This is a genomic window from Limnohabitans sp. 2KL-51 (genome assembly GCF_003063645.1).
Taxonomy (GTDB): domain Bacteria; phylum Pseudomonadota; class Gammaproteobacteria; order Burkholderiales; family Burkholderiaceae_C; genus Limnohabitans_A.
Window position 1 is genome coordinate 1 of record NZ_NESJ01000034.1, and the last position, 16,844, is coordinate 16,844.

At 56.7% G+C, this 16,844-nt stretch carries 14 protein-coding genes; 7 read left to right on the top strand and 7 right to left on the bottom strand.

All coding sequences use genetic code 11. The features are described 5' to 3' along the window. The first annotated feature begins 228 nt into the window (after nt 1–228). The 3 genes from B9Z49_RS20935 to B9Z49_RS20945 all read left to right on the top strand — a co-directional run bounded on the left by B9Z49_RS20935 (nt 229) and on the right by B9Z49_RS20945 (nt 1,451). A complete protein-coding gene (locus B9Z49_RS20935) occupies nt 229–426 on the top strand; it encodes a pyridoxamine 5'-phosphate oxidase family protein (RefSeq protein WP_108355386.1) in 198 nt (65 codons plus the stop codon). Further along, entirely contained in the window at nt 423–878 is a 456-nt protein-coding gene (locus tag B9Z49_RS20940; protein ID WP_108355387.1) for a GNAT family N-acetyltransferase, read from the top strand. Before B9Z49_RS20935 ends, B9Z49_RS20940 begins: the two co-directional genes overlap by 4 nt. A gap of 183 nt (nt 879–1,061) precedes the next feature. Continuing rightward, nucleotides 1,062–1,451 carry a cupin domain-containing protein gene (locus tag B9Z49_RS20945; RefSeq protein ID WP_108355398.1) on the top strand — a complete coding sequence of 130 codons (390 nt, stop codon included), beginning with the start codon at nt 1,062–1,064 and terminating at the stop codon, nt 1,449–1,451. Between the two features lie 40 nt (nt 1,452–1,491). Here B9Z49_RS20945 and B9Z49_RS20950 read toward each other — a convergent pair whose 3' ends face one another. Genes B9Z49_RS20950 through B9Z49_RS22460 form a run of 6 tightly spaced genes read right to left on the bottom strand, consistent with a single transcriptional unit; the run spans nt 1,492 to nt 9,622 of the window. Then, nucleotides 1,492–3,507, bottom strand: a complete 2,016-nt coding sequence (locus B9Z49_RS20950; protein ID WP_108355388.1) for a caspase family protein — start codon at nt 3,505–3,507, stop codon at nt 1,492–1,494. Nucleotides 3,508–3,535: 28 nt separating this feature from the next. Next, nucleotides 3,536–3,976, bottom strand: coding sequence for a hypothetical protein (locus B9Z49_RS20955; protein WP_108355389.1), 441 nt, complete (start codon nt 3,974–3,976; stop codon nt 3,536–3,538). After that, complete coding sequence (locus tag B9Z49_RS20960; protein WP_108355390.1) at nt 3,973–4,470, bottom strand: OmpA family protein; 498 nt, start codon at nt 4,468–4,470, stop codon at nt 3,973–3,975. Before B9Z49_RS20960 ends, B9Z49_RS20955 begins: the two co-directional genes overlap by 4 nt. Next, nucleotides 4,467–6,146 carry a caspase family protein gene (locus B9Z49_RS22455; protein WP_108355391.1) on the bottom strand — a complete coding sequence of 560 codons (1,680 nt, stop codon included), beginning with the start codon at nt 6,144–6,146 and terminating at the stop codon, nt 4,467–4,469. The genes B9Z49_RS20960 and B9Z49_RS22455 overlap by 4 nt, the downstream gene beginning before the upstream one ends. Before the next feature lie 4 nt (nt 6,147–6,150). Then, complete coding sequence (locus tag B9Z49_RS20970) at nt 6,151–6,639, bottom strand: hypothetical protein (protein ID WP_108355392.1); 489 nt, start codon at nt 6,637–6,639, stop codon at nt 6,151–6,153. Between the two features lie 52 nt (nt 6,640–6,691). Continuing rightward, the gene (locus B9Z49_RS22460; RefSeq protein WP_158273564.1) at nt 6,692–9,622 is read right to left on the bottom strand and encodes a caspase family protein; all 2,931 of its coding nucleotides are present in this window, start codon (nt 9,620–9,622) and stop codon (nt 6,692–6,694) included. Nucleotides 9,623–9,930: 308 nt separating this feature from the next. Between B9Z49_RS22460 and B9Z49_RS20980 the strand changes: the two genes are divergently transcribed. Both B9Z49_RS20980 and B9Z49_RS20985 read left to right on the top strand, forming a co-directional pair. After that, the gene (locus tag B9Z49_RS20980) at nt 9,931–10,887 is read left to right on the top strand and encodes a putative transporter (protein WP_108355394.1); all 957 of its coding nucleotides are present in this window, start codon (nt 9,931–9,933) and stop codon (nt 10,885–10,887) included. A gap of 97 nt (nt 10,888–10,984) precedes the next feature. Beyond that, nucleotides 10,985–11,716: a hypothetical protein gene (locus B9Z49_RS20985; protein ID WP_108355395.1), complete on the top strand. Its 732-nt coding sequence runs from the start codon at nt 10,985–10,987 to the stop codon at nt 11,714–11,716. A gap of 48 nt (nt 11,717–11,764) precedes the next feature. Here the strand turns inward: B9Z49_RS20985 and B9Z49_RS20990 are convergent, their stop codons facing one another. Further along, entirely contained in the window at nt 11,765–13,441 is a 1,677-nt protein-coding gene (locus B9Z49_RS20990) for a SulP family inorganic anion transporter (protein WP_108355396.1), read from the bottom strand. 603 nt (nt 13,442–14,044) lie between these two features. Between B9Z49_RS20990 and B9Z49_RS20995 the strand changes: the two genes are divergently transcribed. Then, a complete protein-coding gene (locus tag B9Z49_RS20995; protein ID WP_158273565.1) occupies nt 14,045–14,926 on the top strand; it encodes an OmpA family protein in 882 nt (293 codons plus the stop codon). 60 nt (nt 14,927–14,986) lie between these two features. Continuing rightward, on the top strand, nt 14,987–16,844 hold a 1,858-nt coding region (locus B9Z49_RS21000), incomplete at its 3' end, for an Ig-like domain-containing protein (protein ID WP_146188585.1).

Consider the following 16,844-nt stretch of genomic DNA (forward strand, 5'->3'; position numbering starts at 1 on the left):
TTGAGCCTTGGAAATTACACAGGAATGGGAAAACGAGTTTCAAATCGGCACCAAATAAAATTGACCGCTAGGCCACGCCAGTATTGGCTTTCTCTACAAATTAACCCGGTTTAACCGGACACTACTGCTTTTAAATCAAAATTACATCGAGTGGATACGATGAAGAATGATCTTTTGGATAACCGCTGATGCGGCGCCACTGAGCTTGATTCACCCCCGAGAGTGCGCATGACCCTTTTGAATGAATCTGTCCGCGAAGCGGCCCGCCTCATCATGCTGTGTAGGCTGGCCACGGTGGACGCCGAGGGTCAACCCAACGTCTCGCCCAGTTACCGCTTTTACCCAAACGAAACCACCGAGGCTTCGCAAGTGGCCTCGGGCATGCAAACCTACAACGTCCAAGCATTAGAAAAGGAAAAACCATGAATTCAATCACCATCCGTCAAGCCGTTTTGGTCGACCTCGATGCCGTGGTCACCCTGTTTGATGGTTATCGCCAGTTTTATGGACAGCCCAGCGATGTCGTGGCCGCACGGATTTTTCTGCAGGCGCGCTTTGAGCATGGGCAATCGGTGGTGCTGTTGGCCGAGTCACAAGGGCAAGCTGTGGGTTTTACCCAGCTCTACCCGAGCTTTTCCTCCGTGTCGATGGCGCGGGTGTTTGTGCTCAACGATCTGTTCGTGGCACCCACGGCCAGGCGCTTGGGCGTGGGCGAGGCTTTGTTGACGGCCGCTGCCGACCATGCGCGCCAGCTGGGTGCTGTGCGCTTGTCCTTGAACACGAATGTGCAGAACTTGCCTGCACAAGCCTTGTACGAGTCCATGGGTTGGGCGCGTGATCAAAAGTATTTCGCCTACCACTTGAGCTTGAATATGTAAGTGTCAGGTGATCTGAGAAGATGCCCAAAAGAACTTGATGCCATGCCTACAAGGGAGTTGGACCCCGGGTCTTCGCCCGGGGTGACAGACAAAGGTTTCGCCCGTGTAGTGAATCAAGGTCACTTGGCCTTAGGATGCACATGATTGTTCAAATGAATTCAGCCAAGTTCCCAGGAGATGCCCATGACAACGCAAGGTTTTGTGGTGACGCACGCCAAAGATGCGCAGTTCGAGCGCGGTCTGCGCTCGTTTTTTGAATACCGTGATTTGGGACTCAATCAGGCCACGCAAGGGCGTGTCACGGCCAGTGTGATCCGCGCCGCCGGGGGGCATGACTTTTCCAGTCAACCTCACATGCACCACACCGAGTTGCAGCTGGTTTATGTGCTCAATGGCTGGATCGAGTTTGAATACGAAGGGCAGGGTGTGGTTCGGTTGGAAGCGGGTTCGTGTGTGCACCAGCCGCCGGGCATCCGCCACCGGGAACTGGGCCACAGCGAAGATCTGGAATTGCTCGAAGTCGTGCTGCCCGCCGACTTCAAGACCGAGACCGTCGACAGCGTCAACCCCTGAACGCCAAGCTGGTCGGCGTCACATGCAGGTTCTGGCTGACTCAGGGCTTGAAAAAGAAGTCTCCCAAGGATTGGTCGTACAAGGCCGGTGTTTGCTCATGCCCAACAGAACGCGCCAATCGCGCAACTTCGGTGCGGACTGTGCGTAAAACGCGATCAACAGACACACCCGGTTTTTCCATTTCGCGCAGAAAAAGCCGAGTAAACAAGCCATTGGGCTCCTTGTCATCGGCGCCCAACTTGTCCAAGGCTTGTTGCCCCGTGCCGGCAGAAAAAATGACCATCTGACCGGTCGCAGCCGTTGTGGGAGCCAGCCCGCGTCCACCCAGGGTGCGGCCTGCAACTTTGAAGGGGTTGTCACGGCAGGCATCCACAATCATCAGCAAAAAACCTGTCCGCCGCTCTTGCATGTCATCCAGTATGCGCTGCATCTGAATGGCTTCGTCTCGGACTTGTTCTTCGTTTTGTCCTGCAATGTCAACAGGCAACAGGTAATTGGTGGTGCCGATTTGCACGCCGTGTCCCGCGTAAAAAACCACCACCTCATCCCCTCCCTCCACGCTGGATTTGAAGTTTCTCAGCGTCTCTTTCAAGCCGCGCTCGGTTTGGTCCAGGGCCAGCGTCACATTGAAGCCCAGGGTTTGCAAAGACTGGCTCATGGCGCGGGCGTCTGCACGCGCATTGTCCAGCCGGGTCACGTGTCGGTACAGGTCATTGCCAATGACCAGTGCCTTGCGTTTGCCAGTGGGGGGCGCAGGTTCGATGCGCTGAGGGCGCTGAAGTTCTTGTGACCGTTGCTGAGCCAGGGTTTGCTGCTGCAACAAGTCAACTTGCCGCTTTTGCTCGGCCACACTGATTTCGGCCAAGCGCTGTGCATCTTGCAAGCGTTGCGTTTCTGCCTGAGCCAGTTGTTGACGCAATTGTGTCAACTCCTGTGCTCTTTGATCGGCCAAAGCTTGTAGGCTTTGCGCTTCAAGATTGACGACCACCGGAGCTGAAAGAACTGCTGTAACAGCAGGCGATGGTGTTGGTGTTGGTGTAGGTATTGACGCGGCTGCATTCGTTTCAGACTGAACAGGCAGGCTGGCCGTGACTGACGGTGGTGATGTTGCAGCCAAGGGCGAATCTGCAGAAGCGATGACGGGAGGTGCAGTGCCGCTCAAAATGGCCATGACTTCGTCGGTGCTGCTGAGGTCGGTGGGCACAAAACTGGACCCCAGCGCGCCATAACCCTTGTTGGCTTTTTTTCCAATCACTTGGGTCATTACACCCTTGGCTGACAAGTCCAAGACGTCTTTGTTGACTATTTTAAAAAAACTTCCTGTCGTGACTTCTAAAGAGACAAGGCCAAGGCCAACTTCAAAAAGAAACATGGCTGGAAAACTGATTTGGCGTGGGACTTCACGCTGATCCACGGCGATTGAAAATTCATCGCGCGAGCCTTCAACCCTGAAATTCACCACGCCAATATTGGCAAGAAATCGGGTGTTGATGGCTTTCTGTGAGCGCAGTTGACGGACCAGTTCTACCCCTTCTTGAGAGTCGATCGGCTGCGCAGAATAAAAAACGTCCCAAGTGAGAACTGACCGACCGACGCTCGATACGGCACTTGCCAAAAATTGGCCCTTTTCTATTTTTGAACCAGGCTCAGGACTGGTGCGCAAATTCCAGTTCATTTCAGAACTCAGCAACGAGTAAAGCCCGCGGCCATGGTCGATCACAAAACCCGACTCCCACGGACCCAACATGCCCCGGTACAACAAAACGCCATCCGCGGGTGCGCGTATAGGCTCCAGCCCTGAAAGCTCGAATGCAGTGGTTGTATTGGGATGTCTCCACTGAGTACGAATCAGGTCAGTGTTGATGTTGACGGGTGAGCTCCAGCGCTCGGGCAGCAGTGGGTCGGGTACCCGTGGGGAACTGCGCTCGGCCTCCACGGCCAACAGCGTGTTCGTGACTGGACTGCCTGCGCTTGCTTGTGCGGATGCGGCCTGGACAGCCAAACAGGCGCACAGAAAGAATGCACACCACTGCAGCAAACGGCCCAAGCTCAGCATCGAAATCCTTTTTTGCAGCGGTGCGCCATCAGTTCACATCAAACTCGACCGTTCGATTGCCTTTGCGACCCGCGCTGTCTTCCACCACCATCGTGAGTTTGTGTCGACCTTTCGGCAAGCTGGCTTCTTGAACAAAAACGCCCATCTCTGAGACTTTGGCCACGCTCAGCAAACGCTTGGTGATGTCCAGGCCAAAAGCGCCATACAACACCCGAAAACTTTCCGGTTTGACGGTGCTGGGCGCTTTGGGCTGAAACCTCAACTCGATGCTGGTGGGGCTACTGACCGGCGTGGACAGCTTGGGCGCGGTCAACTCAATCGAGGGGGCATCTTGTACGGCTACGGATTTGCTGGTGAATTGAGGTGGGGCATTGTGGGATGCCAGCATCTCTTCCGCCGTGACCAAAAAGGGCCCAGCCCAGGCGCTCAGGCCGAAAGAACTGAAAAGGATTGCAAGGATATTTTTCATGGGAGCGCAGTGATTTTGACGCGGCGATTTTCCGCCGCGTTGGGTTTTTGGGGCAAAAGAAGTTCAGAAAAACCTTTGCCCTCGACGCCCAGTCGCTGTGGGTCAATGCCTTGGGCAGAAAGGTAAGTCGCCACCGATTGAGCGCGACTTTGGCTCAAGCGCAGGTTGTAAGCTTGCGAGCCTTGTGCGTCTGTGTGGCCTTCGATCTTGAAGTTGAATTGGCTCAACCTGTCGCTTTTCATGGCCGTGATCAAGTTGTCCAGCAGCGGCTTGCTGGGCTCTTGCAGTTTTGCAGAGTCCAGCTCAAAGCGGATCACGAGGTCCACACTTTTGGCCTGGGGCACCAGATTGCGCCCACCCAGGCTGCGGGTCATGGGTTGGTTGGTGGGTGCCAACTTTTCCAATAATTCTGCGGCGGTGGCGTTGTGCAAAGGCGCGGTCGATTGACTGAATGCCGAAGAACCGATCAACAACAAAACAAGCAACGATTTCATTTGACTTCCTTGACCGAAATGAGTTTAGCACCAAAGCTTTCAGAGCCACCGTTCTGTGTCTCGCGTGTCAAAAACTGGATCAACTCTGAGCGCCCCCCCAAGTTGTTCAAGGCGTAGGTGAATGGCTCGTTGGCGGTGGGCTCGGACAGGGTCAAGCCACTGAGCCGTCTTGGACTGTCTGCCACCATGACCAGCAAGTGGTTGGTCCCCACGGGCCCAGCTGCTTTGACTTCCCAGTGGGGTTTGGGAATGCGCATGGTTTGCCCTGCCTTGATGGCGTTGTCTTTGTCCAAACCGTTGGGGTAAAGGACATAAAAGCTTTTGGCATCGCTGCCCAACAAGATCAAGTAAACATGGCCATCGTGGCTGGACTTGATATCCAGCCCCAAACTGTCGCGGCCGATTTTTAAACTCGGTTTTTGAAGGCTGACAGTGACCACCCGCCTTGGGTTTCTCTGCTGTTCAATGTCTTTGAGCGTGGCCAAAGACGCCATAGCAGCTTCCGCTGCGGGCGGGGCGCTGGGCACCGGTGTGGACGACAACGGGGCAGGCGTGATGGACACGGCTGCCGCTGGTGGCGGGCTTTGAACAATAACAGGAGCAGGAACAGGAACAAGAACAGGAACAGGAACAGGAGGTGTGGGCTGAACGGCCACCGATGGCGCTGCTGGTGTGGTTGTGGCCGGTGGTGGGCTGGGGTTGGCAGCGGGCATGGCTGGCGATGCGACGGGCGCAGGGATACTGGCTTGCGCCACAACAGCGGTCTGCGGGGCAGGCCTTTGGGCAGAAGGCCTGATCACAGGAATCAAATTACGGTTGCCCGAGACAGTGACGTGGTGGGGCGAAAAGTGAGTATTGCCTTTCAACGTGGCGTTGATCTGACTTTGGGCGCACTGCTGAATTTCATCCATCGAGACGGCGCCCGAACTGTTCAGGTCCTTGGCTTTGCCCAGCAAGCAGTCACGCATCGCTTGGGTGGCCAAACCGCCCTTGTCGGGCTGGTCCAAGCTGACCTCATCCGGGCGCGATGAGGTGATTTGGACAAAATTTTCTTGCAAGCCACCGATGCGCGTGACTTCATTGAGCAGCGAACGTGTCTTCATGTTGGACACGACTTCGCAAGCATTGGCGGGTCGATCGGATTTGCTGAAAAATTTGGGAGTCAATTGATTTTGAAGCAAACGCCGTGTCAAGGCTTGCGGCGGCACAACGCCCTCTGAATGGCAGGCATCGATCAGGGTCACGAACTTGTCGGCAGAGGTGGCCAGTTTTTTGGTGGCATTGGCAAACTCTTGGTGGCTGATGGTTCCGCCCTCATAGGTCAACAGTCCCTCAACACAGTCATCGCCCATTTTTTGGCGCGTTCCATGCCCTGAAAAATAGACAAAAGCCCGTGAACCTTCCCCGGTCTTTTCGCCCAATTTCTTCAGCGCCGCCAGAATATTCGCCTTGGTGGCCTCGGCATCTCTGAGGTAAACAATGTTGGCGCTGGGGATGTCCATGGCACCCGCTATTTTTGATGCGCTCGCCATGTCGTGCTTCACGCCCAGCAGACTCGAGGGGCCTGTGTACCCATACTCGCCCACCCCGATGATCAAGGCGGTTCGGTTGGACGTGGCTTGGGCGCAAGCCATTTGTGCCGACATGAGGGCGGCCAAAAGCCAAAAATTTTTCATGAATTTAGGGGGCACGTTGAATGAACTGGATGTTGCTGATCAAGACTTCGCCTTTGGGGTTTCGTTCCAGGACAATGACCACGTTTTTACCTTTGGCTGCGCTGTAAATTTGTTCGGATTTGAACTGGGCGAAGGACTTCAGGCTGGAGATCAAAGAGCCAAGCAAGCCGATGGCCGCCAATGGGCTTCTTGCGACCAATTCGTTGGCTGGGGGCTCAACCAAAACTTTCCCGCCCTCAGCTTCGACCACGGAAATCCATTTTTGCAAACGTTCCGGAACTTGGTTGGGGCTGACCTTCTCGTAAAACGCAATTTGAACCGGTGTTTTTTGGGCAACAAGCGATGCTGACAAATCCCGGTCAAATTTTCCGATGTCCACAAAATTGATTTTTGATTGGGCGCTGGTGGGCGCAACGGGTTCGGTCAAGGGCACACGGGGTGCGCAGCCCAGCAGGACTGTGGTCAAGACAATGACCGTGATTTTTTTCAGCATGGTGGCTTTCGAGGGTGGATGGTTTGCCGTGGTGGATGAGGGGAAGCAAAACTCAGCGCTTCAGAAAATACTCACCCACGACCTGGTCATAAATGGCCGGAACTTGGTCATGTCCCACGGTCTTGGCCAAATTGACCACTTCGGTTCGGACGTTGCGCAAAATTCGGTCGACGCTGATCCCGGGTTTTTGCATTTCCTTGAGAAAAACGCGGGTAAACAAACCATTTTTCTCGGGGTCGTTGGGGCCCAATTTGTCCAGAGCTTGCTGTCCAGTCCCCGCCGAGAAAATCACCATTTGTCCTGTGGCTGCGTTCGTTGGCGCCAGACCTCTGGAACCCAATGAACGACCTGAACCTTTGAAGGGGTTGTCTCGGCAGGCATCCAGCATGGCCAAGGTGAACTTGGCTCTCTTTTCGGTCATGTCATCCAGGATGCGCTGCAACTGGATGGATTCATCGCGGATTTGTTCTTCGTTTTCACCCGTGATGTCCACCGGCAGCAGGTAATTGGTGCCGGCCAATTGCACGCCATGGCCAGCGAAAAAAATGATCACCTCGTCGCCACCCTCAACGCGTGATTTGAATTGCCGCAAAGCGGCCCGCATGTTGCGTTCACGCAGGTCCAATTCCAGTTGCACCTGAAAACCCATGTCGCTCAGGCTGCGTGCCATGGCCTGCGCATCTTCCCGGGCGTTGAGCAACCTGGGCACGCTTTGGTAGTTGTCGTTGCCGATCACCAAGGCCCGACGTGTCGGCACCGTGGGCGCCAGTGGTGGGTTCACGATGGGGGTGGGTTTTTGTGCTTGAGTCAGTTGTTCCAGCATCAGGCGTTGACGGGCCACTTCTTCTCTGAGCGCTTGTGCTTCAGCTTGCGCTTTTTGGACGCGATCGTCTTCTGGTTGCGGGGTCAGTGGCTGAGCGACTTGAGGTGGTGTCGATGCCTGAGCGATTTGTGGTGGGGCTAATGGCTGAGCAACTTGAGGTGGGGTCGTTGGCAGAGCGACCTGAGGCGGGGCAGATGGCAGAGCGACCTGAGGCGGGGCAGATGGCAGAGTGACCTGAGGTGGGGCCGATAGCTGAGCGACTTGTGGCGGGGCCGATGACTGAGGGGCTTGTGGCGGGGCCGATGGTTGAGCAATTTGAGCTGGGGGTGCCTGCGTGACGACATCGGCGCTGGGTTTTAAAGGCGCGGGGGTGGGGTCCTGAGAACTGTTGGTTGCTGCGGACACTTCAATGGGCTGCGCAGCAACAGGCGCGCGGGCCAAGCTGTTCACCGCCGAGGTGGTCACGTCATGTTTTCCAAATACAAAATCACCATTGGGGAGTTTTTTCACATAGTGTGTGATTGCATCCCCCGCTGACATGAAGGTGAGGATTTGATGTGCAGTTTTGAAAAAAAGACCCGAGGTGATGTTGAAGGTGTACGTACCAGCGGGCATCAGGTAGGCGTACTCCCAACTGATGGGTGAAGCGATTGAGTTTTGGATGCGTTGAACGGTGAAGGCGTTGACGTTGACGTCTTTGTTCAACTCAAAGTCCTTGGCCAGTTCAAACGAGCCCAACTGAAGTGCGCTTTTGATGGCTATTTGTTTTCTCGTTTGCAACCATTTGATCGTCTCGGAAATGTGTTCCGTCTGCGAATTGTTCAACTGGGCATGGCTGAGTTTTTTCTGCAATTCCAAAAGATCTTCTGCGTTGAGTTGATTGACATTCCAACTGAGCACTCCTTTATTCCACCCGGGGCCCCCTGCATGCATCGTAGATAAAAGTTGTCCTGATTTAACGGGTTGGCCAACTTCAATGTTGGCAGTGCTTTCCCATTCAAATTGGTTGTAGATGAGTGAAATCAGCCCATCAGAGTGCTGCACCATGAAACCAGTGTAGTAGTAGCCAAAAGAGCCCTTGTAGATCAAGGTTCCGTCTGCAGGTGCCAATACGGGCGCAGATTCGTTCAAGTACAAATGAAGGCCTGTGTGATCCCTAGAGCCTTTGTACGTGGTCACCATCCCATTCACATCGAACGATGTGGGCAGTCCCCACCCCTGTGCTTTCAAATCCACAGCAAGCACGTCGCTTGGCTTCAAGGGCGCGGTGATGGGGCCTTGTGCAATGTTGGTTGTTACGGGCACTTGAATGGCCTGAGCAGCAACAGGTGCGCGGGCCAAGCGGGTCACCGCCGGGATGGTGACGTCATATGTTCCAAATGCAAAATCACCATTGGAGAGTTTCTTGACATAGTGTGTGAGCGCATCCCCTGCTGAAACATAGGTTTTGATTTGGCGCTCAGTTTTGAAAAAATTCCCAGAGGTAATTTTGAAGCCGTACTCACCGGCGGGCATCAGGTAGGCGTACTCCCAACTGATGGGTACCGAGATCGAGTTTTGGAGGCGTTGAACGGTGAAGGCGTTGACGTCTTTTTTCAACTCAAAATCCTTGCCCAGTTCAAATGAGCCCACTCCAAGTGCTCTTTTGATGTCGATTTGTTTTCTCGTTTGCAACCACTTGATCGTCTCGGAAATGTGCGCCATCTGCGAATTGTTTAACTGGGCATGGCTGAGTTTTTTCTGCAATTCTAAAAATTCGTCGGCTTGCAGTTGATAAACATCCCAATTCAAAAGTCGTTTAAATTGGGCCGGCCCACCTGCACGCATCGTTGACAAGAGTTTTCCTTTTTTGACGGGTTGGCCAACCTCAATGTTGGCGGTGCCTTCCCATTCAAACGTGCTGTAGAGGAGTGAAATCAGCCCATCTGCGTGCTGCACCATGAAACCAGTGTAGTAGTAGCCAAAAGAGCCCTTGTAGATCAAGGTTCCGTCAGCAGGTGGCGTGACGAGATCGTTTGCATTCAGGGCCAATTGAAGGCCTGCTTGATCCCCGGTGCCTTTGAGCGTGGTCACCATCCCATTCGCATCGACCGTTGTGGGCAGTCCCCAACCTTGTGCTTTCAAATCCGCAGCAAAAACGGGCTGGGTCCAAATCAACATCAAACCTGCGACAAGGCGGATAAAAAAACGATGCAAAAAGAAGGCAGACATAGGGGAAGCGAACCTTTTTTATGGGTGTTCAAAATTTAATTTTGAGAACATAACGGCTGTTGGGCATTGGAACAGGGCTCCGCGTGTTGATGATGCGCGTTTGGGCGTTGATTTTTCCATGGCGCTCGCTCTTTGACCATATCAGGCAATTTGCTTCAATTATCGTATCAATAGCAATTTTGGCGAATCCTTTCGCCCATGTTCGCCGTGAGCTGCAAAGCGCTAAGCTCAGGTCTTCCAAATAAAGGTGCTCCAGGATGTTCCGCAGTTTTTTTCTCTCTCGCCGCTGGGCCTTGTGGGCCTGGGGTGGTTTGTTGGTATTGGTGGCACTGGTGTTCATCACCGTGCAGCAGACCGTCAAGCTCAACGCCTGGTACGGCGAGTTTTATGACCTGTTGCAAAAGCCCGAGCAGGCTGGGGGGCTGGAGAAGTTCTGGGGTTTCATGTGGCAGTTTGCATGGATCGCCTTTCCTTTCATGTTGCTGCGCAGCCTCGAGACGTATCTGGCTTCTCACTTCGCTTTTCGATGGCGTCAGGCTTTGACCGAAGATTACTTGCCGCGCTGGCAGGGCACCCAGACCAGCGTAGAGGGTGCGTCGCAGCGGATTCAGGAAGACTGCATGCGCTTTGCCCGCCAGACCGAAAACTTGGGGCTGGGCTTGGTTCGGGCGGTGCTCACTTTGCTGTCGTTCATCCCGATTCTGTGGGCGCTTTCCACGGGCATGGCCATTGTCTTGTTGCAGTTTGAAGGTTCGCTGTTTTGGGTGGCGCTGGTCACGGCTTTGGGCGGCACCGCCATTTCGTGGTTTGTGGGCATTCGCCTGCCCGGGCTGGAATACAACAACCAGCGCACCGAGGCGGCGTTGCGCAAGGACCTGGTGTACGCCGAAGACGAGCGCGGCCGCATGCATCTACCCACGGTGCTCGAGTTGTTCACGGGGGTGCGGTTGAACAATTTCCGGCTGTTCAACCACTACGCTTACTTTCACCTGTGGAGCAATTTTTACAGCCAGACGATGGTGATTTTCCCGTACCTGTTGATGGGGCCGTCCTTGTTCACCGGTGTGATCACCTTGGGTGTGATCCAGCAGGTGGGCAATGCATTTGGCAAGGTGAACGATGCGTTTTCCTACCTGATCGAGCGCTGGACCGACATCACCGAGCTGCGCTCGATCTACAAGCGGTTGTCGGAGTTCGAAAAGGCGTTGGCTTAGTCCGATGCCCTGCAATCATTTTTAGATCCTTTTGTTTTCAAATTAAAAGTCCGTGGGTACACTTAAAGACCGTCTCAACCTTCAAGGCAGGTCTCACATGCAATCCGCTTCACGCTTTTCTCGCAATACACACCTGGTTCAGCGTCTGCATCAAGCCACGCTGATCTGCGCCATGGGCTGTGCGCTGGCCTGGGTCACGCCTCTTTGGGCGCAAACCGGGTGGCGCTCCGTCTCCACTGCGCCGTCTGGCCCCGCCGTGATGGTGACACCGATTCCCGAGGCCGCCGCCCCCCAGCCCAAAGCGAAGGCCGAAGGCGGATTGCAAATGTTTGGCGTGACCTTGAGCACGGCCACGCGAGCTGAGTTGCGTCAAGCCATCCGAGACGAGGGCTTGAAGCCCCAGCGAGAGGACGATGCCTTCCAGGAAGACATCTACGAAGCCCTCAACTGGATGCCAGGCTTGCTTCAAATGAAATTCAGCTACGCCCCACAAGGTCAAAGGCTGGCGCGGGTGGACTATGTGTTCATGACGTTTTCCGACAACGCGCATGTGGAAGATGTGAAGCTGCGCATCGAGGGCCGCTTTGGACGTCCCCAGAGCGTGACAGGCCGCGAACAAAGCGGCCCGTATCAAGCGATTTGGCGTTTGCCTGATCAGATGGAAATCTTTGTGGCGCGTGAATGGCCCCAAAAAACCACCCAACTGCGCTTCACCAATCTGCCCGTTTGGGGCCAGATGCGGCCCGATTCTGTTCGTGAGAGCGGGCAGACCGCAAGGCGCGAGAAAAACCAGAACAACCAGGCTTTGCCCTTGTGGGTTGCGCGCTGACAGCTGCAGGCGCACCCAGGCGCAGCCGGGCGGGTGGCCCCAAACCCCTCAGATGGCCGCTGCCGCAATATCGTTCGGTAAAGGGGTCAGTTGGGCAATGGCCAGCAGGGCTTCGGCATCGGTCCGGTACAGCCAAAGGTGCGGGCCCTCCGTCAGCTCGCCTGCCCGGCGCAAAGTGGTCTCCACCGGCAGCTTCATCCCACTGATGTGCAAGCTGATGCCCCGGCTGGCCAACTGACGGTGCAACTGACCGAAGGTTTCAACACCGGTCACGTCGATCCGGTTGATGGGCTGGGCAAACAGGCAAACATGCCGCACATCGGGGTGGTTGGCCAGGTGATCGGTGATGGCGCGGTCAAAATCGCTGGCGGCGGCAAAGTCCAGCTCCGCGTCCAAGCGCATCGCATACAAGTGCGGTGCCAGCGGGGGCAACTTCCAAAGGTGGCGGTCGCGCAGACTGCCATCAGCGTGCAGGCCCACTTCGATGATGCGCGGGTGCAAGCGGGTGTGCAAAAAGTGGCTCAAGCCCACCAGCACCCCGGTCATCACCCCCCAGTAAATGCGCGGCGCGGTCAACAAGGTCATGGCAAACGTGATGCCCGCCGTCATGGTCTCGATGCGGCCCACGCGCCAAACGGCCAAAAACTGGCGGGGCTGAAACAGGTTGAGCACGGCCACGATCACGGCGGCCGACATCACCGAGCGCGGCACAAATTGCAGCGCCGGCATGAGGATCAGCAAAGCCAGCAGCACAAAGCCCACCGAGGCCACCACCGCCCAACCCGAACGCGCACCGGCATACAGCATCAGGGCCGAACGTGAAAACGAGGTGCTCGTGGCAAAGCTGCCCGAAAAAGCCGAGGCCAGCTTGGCCAGCCCTTGGCTGAAGAGCTCGGTGCTGTCATCCCAGCGCTTGCCGTCGCGGCGGCATTCGATGCGGGCACTGGACGCCGTCTCCAAAAAGCTCACCAACGCGATCACCAAGGCAGGCACCCACAGCTGGTTGATCATGTCCAGCCCAGGCCATTGGGGCCAATAAAAATCCGGCAGACCCGAGGGCAATAAACCCACCACCGCGCCGTGGTCCTGGTAATCGGTGGCATAGGCCACGGCCGAGGCCACGCCCATCACGATCATGATGCCGGGCCAACGCGGCTTGAAGTGGCGCAGCAGCAGCAACACCGCCAAACTGCCCAGCCCAAACCACGCTGGCCAGCCGCTGAGCCAAACTGGCCAGCTTTGGACATCCCAGCTCCAGGCTTTGACGCCGAGCAAACCGGGCACTTGCGACGCCATGATGAGCAAAGACGCAGCCTGGGTGAAACCCATCATCACCGGGGCACTGACCAGATTGATCAACCAACCGTAGTGGCCCAGCCCCAGCAGCAACTGAATGGCCCCTGACAATAGCGACAACCACACCGCCAGAGCCACCCATTCGGCAGAGCCGGGTTCTGCCATGCCGGTGAGCGAGGCACCAATCAGCACGCACGTAAGCGCAGCCGGCCCCACTGACAGGCGGTTGGCGCTGCCAAACAGCACGGCCAACAGCGCCGGGATCAAGCAGGTGTAAAGCCCGGTGACCAGCGGCATGCCTGCCAGGCCCGCATAGGCCACTGCTTGGGGAATCATCACCAGCGCCACCGTCAAACCCGCCACCACTTCGGTGCGGGCCAGAGGCGCGGTCAATCGCGGCCATTGGCGGAATGTCAAAAATCGTTGCATGGGCTAGGGCATCGGACCAAACACCCATCTTAATGGCCTTTAAGCCGGCGAATTGCCCCCGACTTGATCACCCCCACCGACTATTTCTTGTAGCACCCCACCCCATGGGCGATGGTCGCCTGTCTTCGTATGAGCCCACCCTGTGGGCGATTGCACGCGTACCGCCACATCAAACCATCGCCCACAGGGGTGAACTCCTACAAACAGTAGGTCATCCCGGGCCCTCTTAAATGTCACCCCGGCCTCCGAGCCGGGGTCCATTTCTCCTGTGGGCCACCGACGCCTTGGTCAGACAGTTACCGCACCGATGTTTCAAACTGGCAGTGATGGCACTTGTGATGTTTTTGAAGAAAAAAACACAAATACTTGCAAATTATTCGAGGGGTATGCCAATTGGGGGTTTGTTGTTGTCGAAATAGTAGATACCTTCAGTTTGAATTGATTAAACCATTAATTTCTAGAGCAAAGTGAAACCACTTTTTTCGTACTAATTTGGCTTTATCGACAAAAAACCGAGATTTATCCATGAAAAAATCAATAATCACAGTTTTTTCCGCATTTGCGGTCGCCCTCCTCCTGTTAACAGGCTGTGCACAAACCAAGGTGAGCGCCCCGCAAGAGGTCAAAAAAGCCCCACTTAGCGTTGCCAAAATAGACTCATTGGGCGGTGGATTCCAGGTGCCGGGTGGCGTCAGTGCGGCGCAAAGCCGGGTGGTCTTTTACCGTGCTGCGCAAAGCGCTCTGACGGGAGCCACCAGCATCTTCATGGATGGCCGCTACCACGCATCTCTGGAGCCGGGTGCCTGGAGTGCGCTTTGCTACAAGACCGGGCCTGTCGAGTTGGGTGCGCGTCAAATGCGGGTGGGCACTCAGCCCAAAGACCTGCCAGACACCATCACCGCCATGTCACTGACACCGGGTCAGACGCATTACGTGCGTGTGCAGCAAAGTGCCGACAAGCCTGTGCTGCAACCCGTGGCAGCCGTGCAAGCCGTGCAAGAGTTGGCCGGCACGCGTCAGCAGATGCACACCATCTCGAGGGCTGAACAAGTCTGCCAAGAGGGCGTTGCACCGGCCATCGCACCTGCACCCGTCACAGAGCGCATCACCTTGCCCGCTGACACCTTGTTTGCATTTGACCGCTCCGATGAACAAGCCATGACAGGTGCAGGCGTTCAAGCCATAGACCGACTGATGGGGCGCTTGCGCGGCGATTTTGCCCAAATCGATCACCTGCATGTCATTGGCCATGCTGACCCCTTGGGTCAGCCAGAGCGCAATGAAAAACTGGCGCAAGAGCGTGCCCAAACGGTGCGCGATTACATCGTCGGCAGGGGCCTGCAGGATGTGCGCATCACCACCGAGGGCCGCGGCTCCAGAGAACCCGTGGTGACCACATGCGCCCGCAAAGCGACGCCAGCCAGCATTGCCTGCAATTTGCCCAACCGCCGGGTGGTGGTGGTGGTGACGGGCCAGCGCCGCTGAGCGGCCCCCACAACCCCACGCGCTGTCGCACACAACCTTTACTGAATAAAAGTCCTCATCATGGCTAAAACCTACAAAGTCATCGTCAAAGCTGGCAACGAACAAAACCAGACCATCGATGTCAGGCAAGGCGCAGGAGACAGTGGGCAGCCGGTGCGCATCAAGGCGCAAGCCGGTGCCAAATACCAGTTGCAGGAAGGGCAGCGCAACCACCAAAATGCACCCGACTTCGTCAAGGTCCGCCGTCAAGGCAAAAATCTGCTGATCACTTTTGAAGGCGAAACACAGCCCTCCCTGATCATCGAGGACTACTACGAAGTCATGCCCGAGGGCTACAACGCGGTGGTGGGCCAGGCAGAAAACGGCAACTTCTACGAATACATTCCCGAAGACCCCAAGGCCTCGGGCCTGATTCCGATGTTGGGCGATGGTGCGCAGGCCGTGAGCGTGGCCTTGGGTGGCGCAGAGGTCAGCGGTGCCGGAGCCGCATTGGGCGTCTTGGCCTTCAGCCCCTTGTTGGGTTTATTGGGTCTGGGGGCCGCCGGTGGCGCTGCCTACCTGGCCAACCGCGACAAAACCACTGCCGCGCCCGTCAACAACGTCAAGACCGCTTTGGTCATCGACCCCATCAGCGGCGACAACCTCATCACCATGGCCGAGGGCGGTGTTGCCAACTACACCGTCACCGGCAAAGTCACGGGCGCATTCAAAGAGGGCGACGAGGTCACACTCAAGCTGGGCGACAAAACCTACAAGCCCAGGGTGTTGGCCGATGGCAGCTTCAGCCAAGTGGTCCCCATGGCCGACCTCAAAGCCGACACCGACACCAAGATCGAAGGCAGCGTCACCGGCACGGGCGGCGACACCGCCACAGCGGCCCAAGACTACCAAGTCGAAACCGAGGCCACAGCCGGCAAGACCACCGCCTTGCTCCTGGACCCCATCACTCCGGACAACCTGATCAGCGCCGCAGAAAACAGCGGCAACATCAACGTCACCGGCAAAGTGACGGGCAAATTCGCGGCAGGCGACACCGTCACCTTGACCGTCAACGACAAGCCCTTCACGGGCACGGTCAACGCCCAGGGCGTCTTCACCATCCCGGTGCCCGCAGCCGAACTCATGGCCGACCGTGACAGCATCGTGGATGCCCGCATCACAGGCACGGGCGGTACCACGGCCAACGCCCTGCAGGACTACGGCGTGGGCAGCAATGGTGACCGCAATGGCGAGCTCGACTTGACCGCCCCCACCATTGCCATCACCAGCAGCAAGACCCAGTTGCTGGTGGGCGAGACCGCCACGCTCACCTTCACCCTCAGCGAAGCCAGCACCGACTTTGTCAAAGAAGACATCACCGTCGTGGGTGGCACGCTCAGCAACTTCCAAAAGAGCACCACCAACCCGCTGGTCTACACCGCCACCTTCACCGCCACAGCCAACGCCACCAGCGCGGCTGTTGTGGTGAGCTCGGGGCGGTTCAGCGACGCCAATGGCAACATGAACGAAGATGGGTCAGACGCCAATAATGGCCTGTCGATGAAGGTCAACTGCACCACCGACGGCAACAACAACGGCAACAACACCGGCGACACCAGCACCTACGTCGGCATCACCTCCCCCGGCCAAGGCGGCACGGCTGGCGTCATCACCGGCACCGGCGAGCCCGGCGCTGTGGTCACCGTGCGTGATGTCAACAACAACATCATCGGCAGCACCACCGTGAGCGCCACCGGCGCCTGGAGCCTCACCCCCACGGGCCCTGTGGCCACCGGCACCATCTCGGCCAGCGCGCGCGACACCAACGGCAACACCGCCAACGCTACGGGCTCGAACGGCAGCGGCGGCGGCGACCGCAACAACAGCAGCTTCAGCACCATCCGCATGGATGCTGCCAGCGACACCGGCCAAGACACCA

Excerpts from the sequence above, each read along its gene's own strand:
- B9Z49_RS20935 (WP_108355386.1), top strand. The coding sequence starts at position 229 with ATGACCCTTTTGAATGAATCTGTCCGCGAAGCGGCCCGCCTCATCATG.
- B9Z49_RS20940 (WP_108355387.1), top strand. The coding sequence starts at position 423 with ATGAATTCAATCACCATCCGTCAAGCCGTTTTGGTCGACCTCGATGCC.
- B9Z49_RS20945 (WP_108355398.1), top strand. The coding sequence starts at position 1,062 with ATGACAACGCAAGGTTTTGTGGTGACGCACGCCAAAGATGCGCAGTTC.
- B9Z49_RS20950 (WP_108355388.1), bottom strand. The coding sequence starts at position 3,507 with ATGCTGAGCTTGGGCCGTTTGCTGCAGTGGTGTGCATTCTTTCTGTGC.
- B9Z49_RS20955 (WP_108355389.1), bottom strand. The coding sequence starts at position 3,976 with ATGAAAAATATCCTTGCAATCCTTTTCAGTTCTTTCGGCCTGAGCGCC.
- B9Z49_RS20960 (WP_108355390.1), bottom strand. The coding sequence starts at position 4,470 with ATGAAATCGTTGCTTGTTTTGTTGTTGATCGGTTCTTCGGCATTCAGT.
- B9Z49_RS22455 (WP_108355391.1), bottom strand. The coding sequence starts at position 6,146 with ATGAAAAATTTTTGGCTTTTGGCCGCCCTCATGTCGGCACAAATGGCT.
- B9Z49_RS20970 (WP_108355392.1), bottom strand. The coding sequence starts at position 6,639 with ATGCTGAAAAAAATCACGGTCATTGTCTTGACCACAGTCCTGCTGGGC.
- B9Z49_RS22460 (WP_158273564.1), bottom strand. The coding sequence starts at position 9,622 with ATGTTGATTTGGACCCAGCCCGTTTTTGCTGCGGATTTGAAAGCACAA.
- B9Z49_RS20980 (WP_108355394.1), top strand. The coding sequence starts at position 9,931 with ATGTTCCGCAGTTTTTTTCTCTCTCGCCGCTGGGCCTTGTGGGCCTGG.
- B9Z49_RS20985 (WP_108355395.1), top strand. The coding sequence starts at position 10,985 with ATGCAATCCGCTTCACGCTTTTCTCGCAATACACACCTGGTTCAGCGT.
- B9Z49_RS20990 (WP_108355396.1), bottom strand. The coding sequence starts at position 13,441 with ATGCAACGATTTTTGACATTCCGCCAATGGCCGCGATTGACCGCGCCT.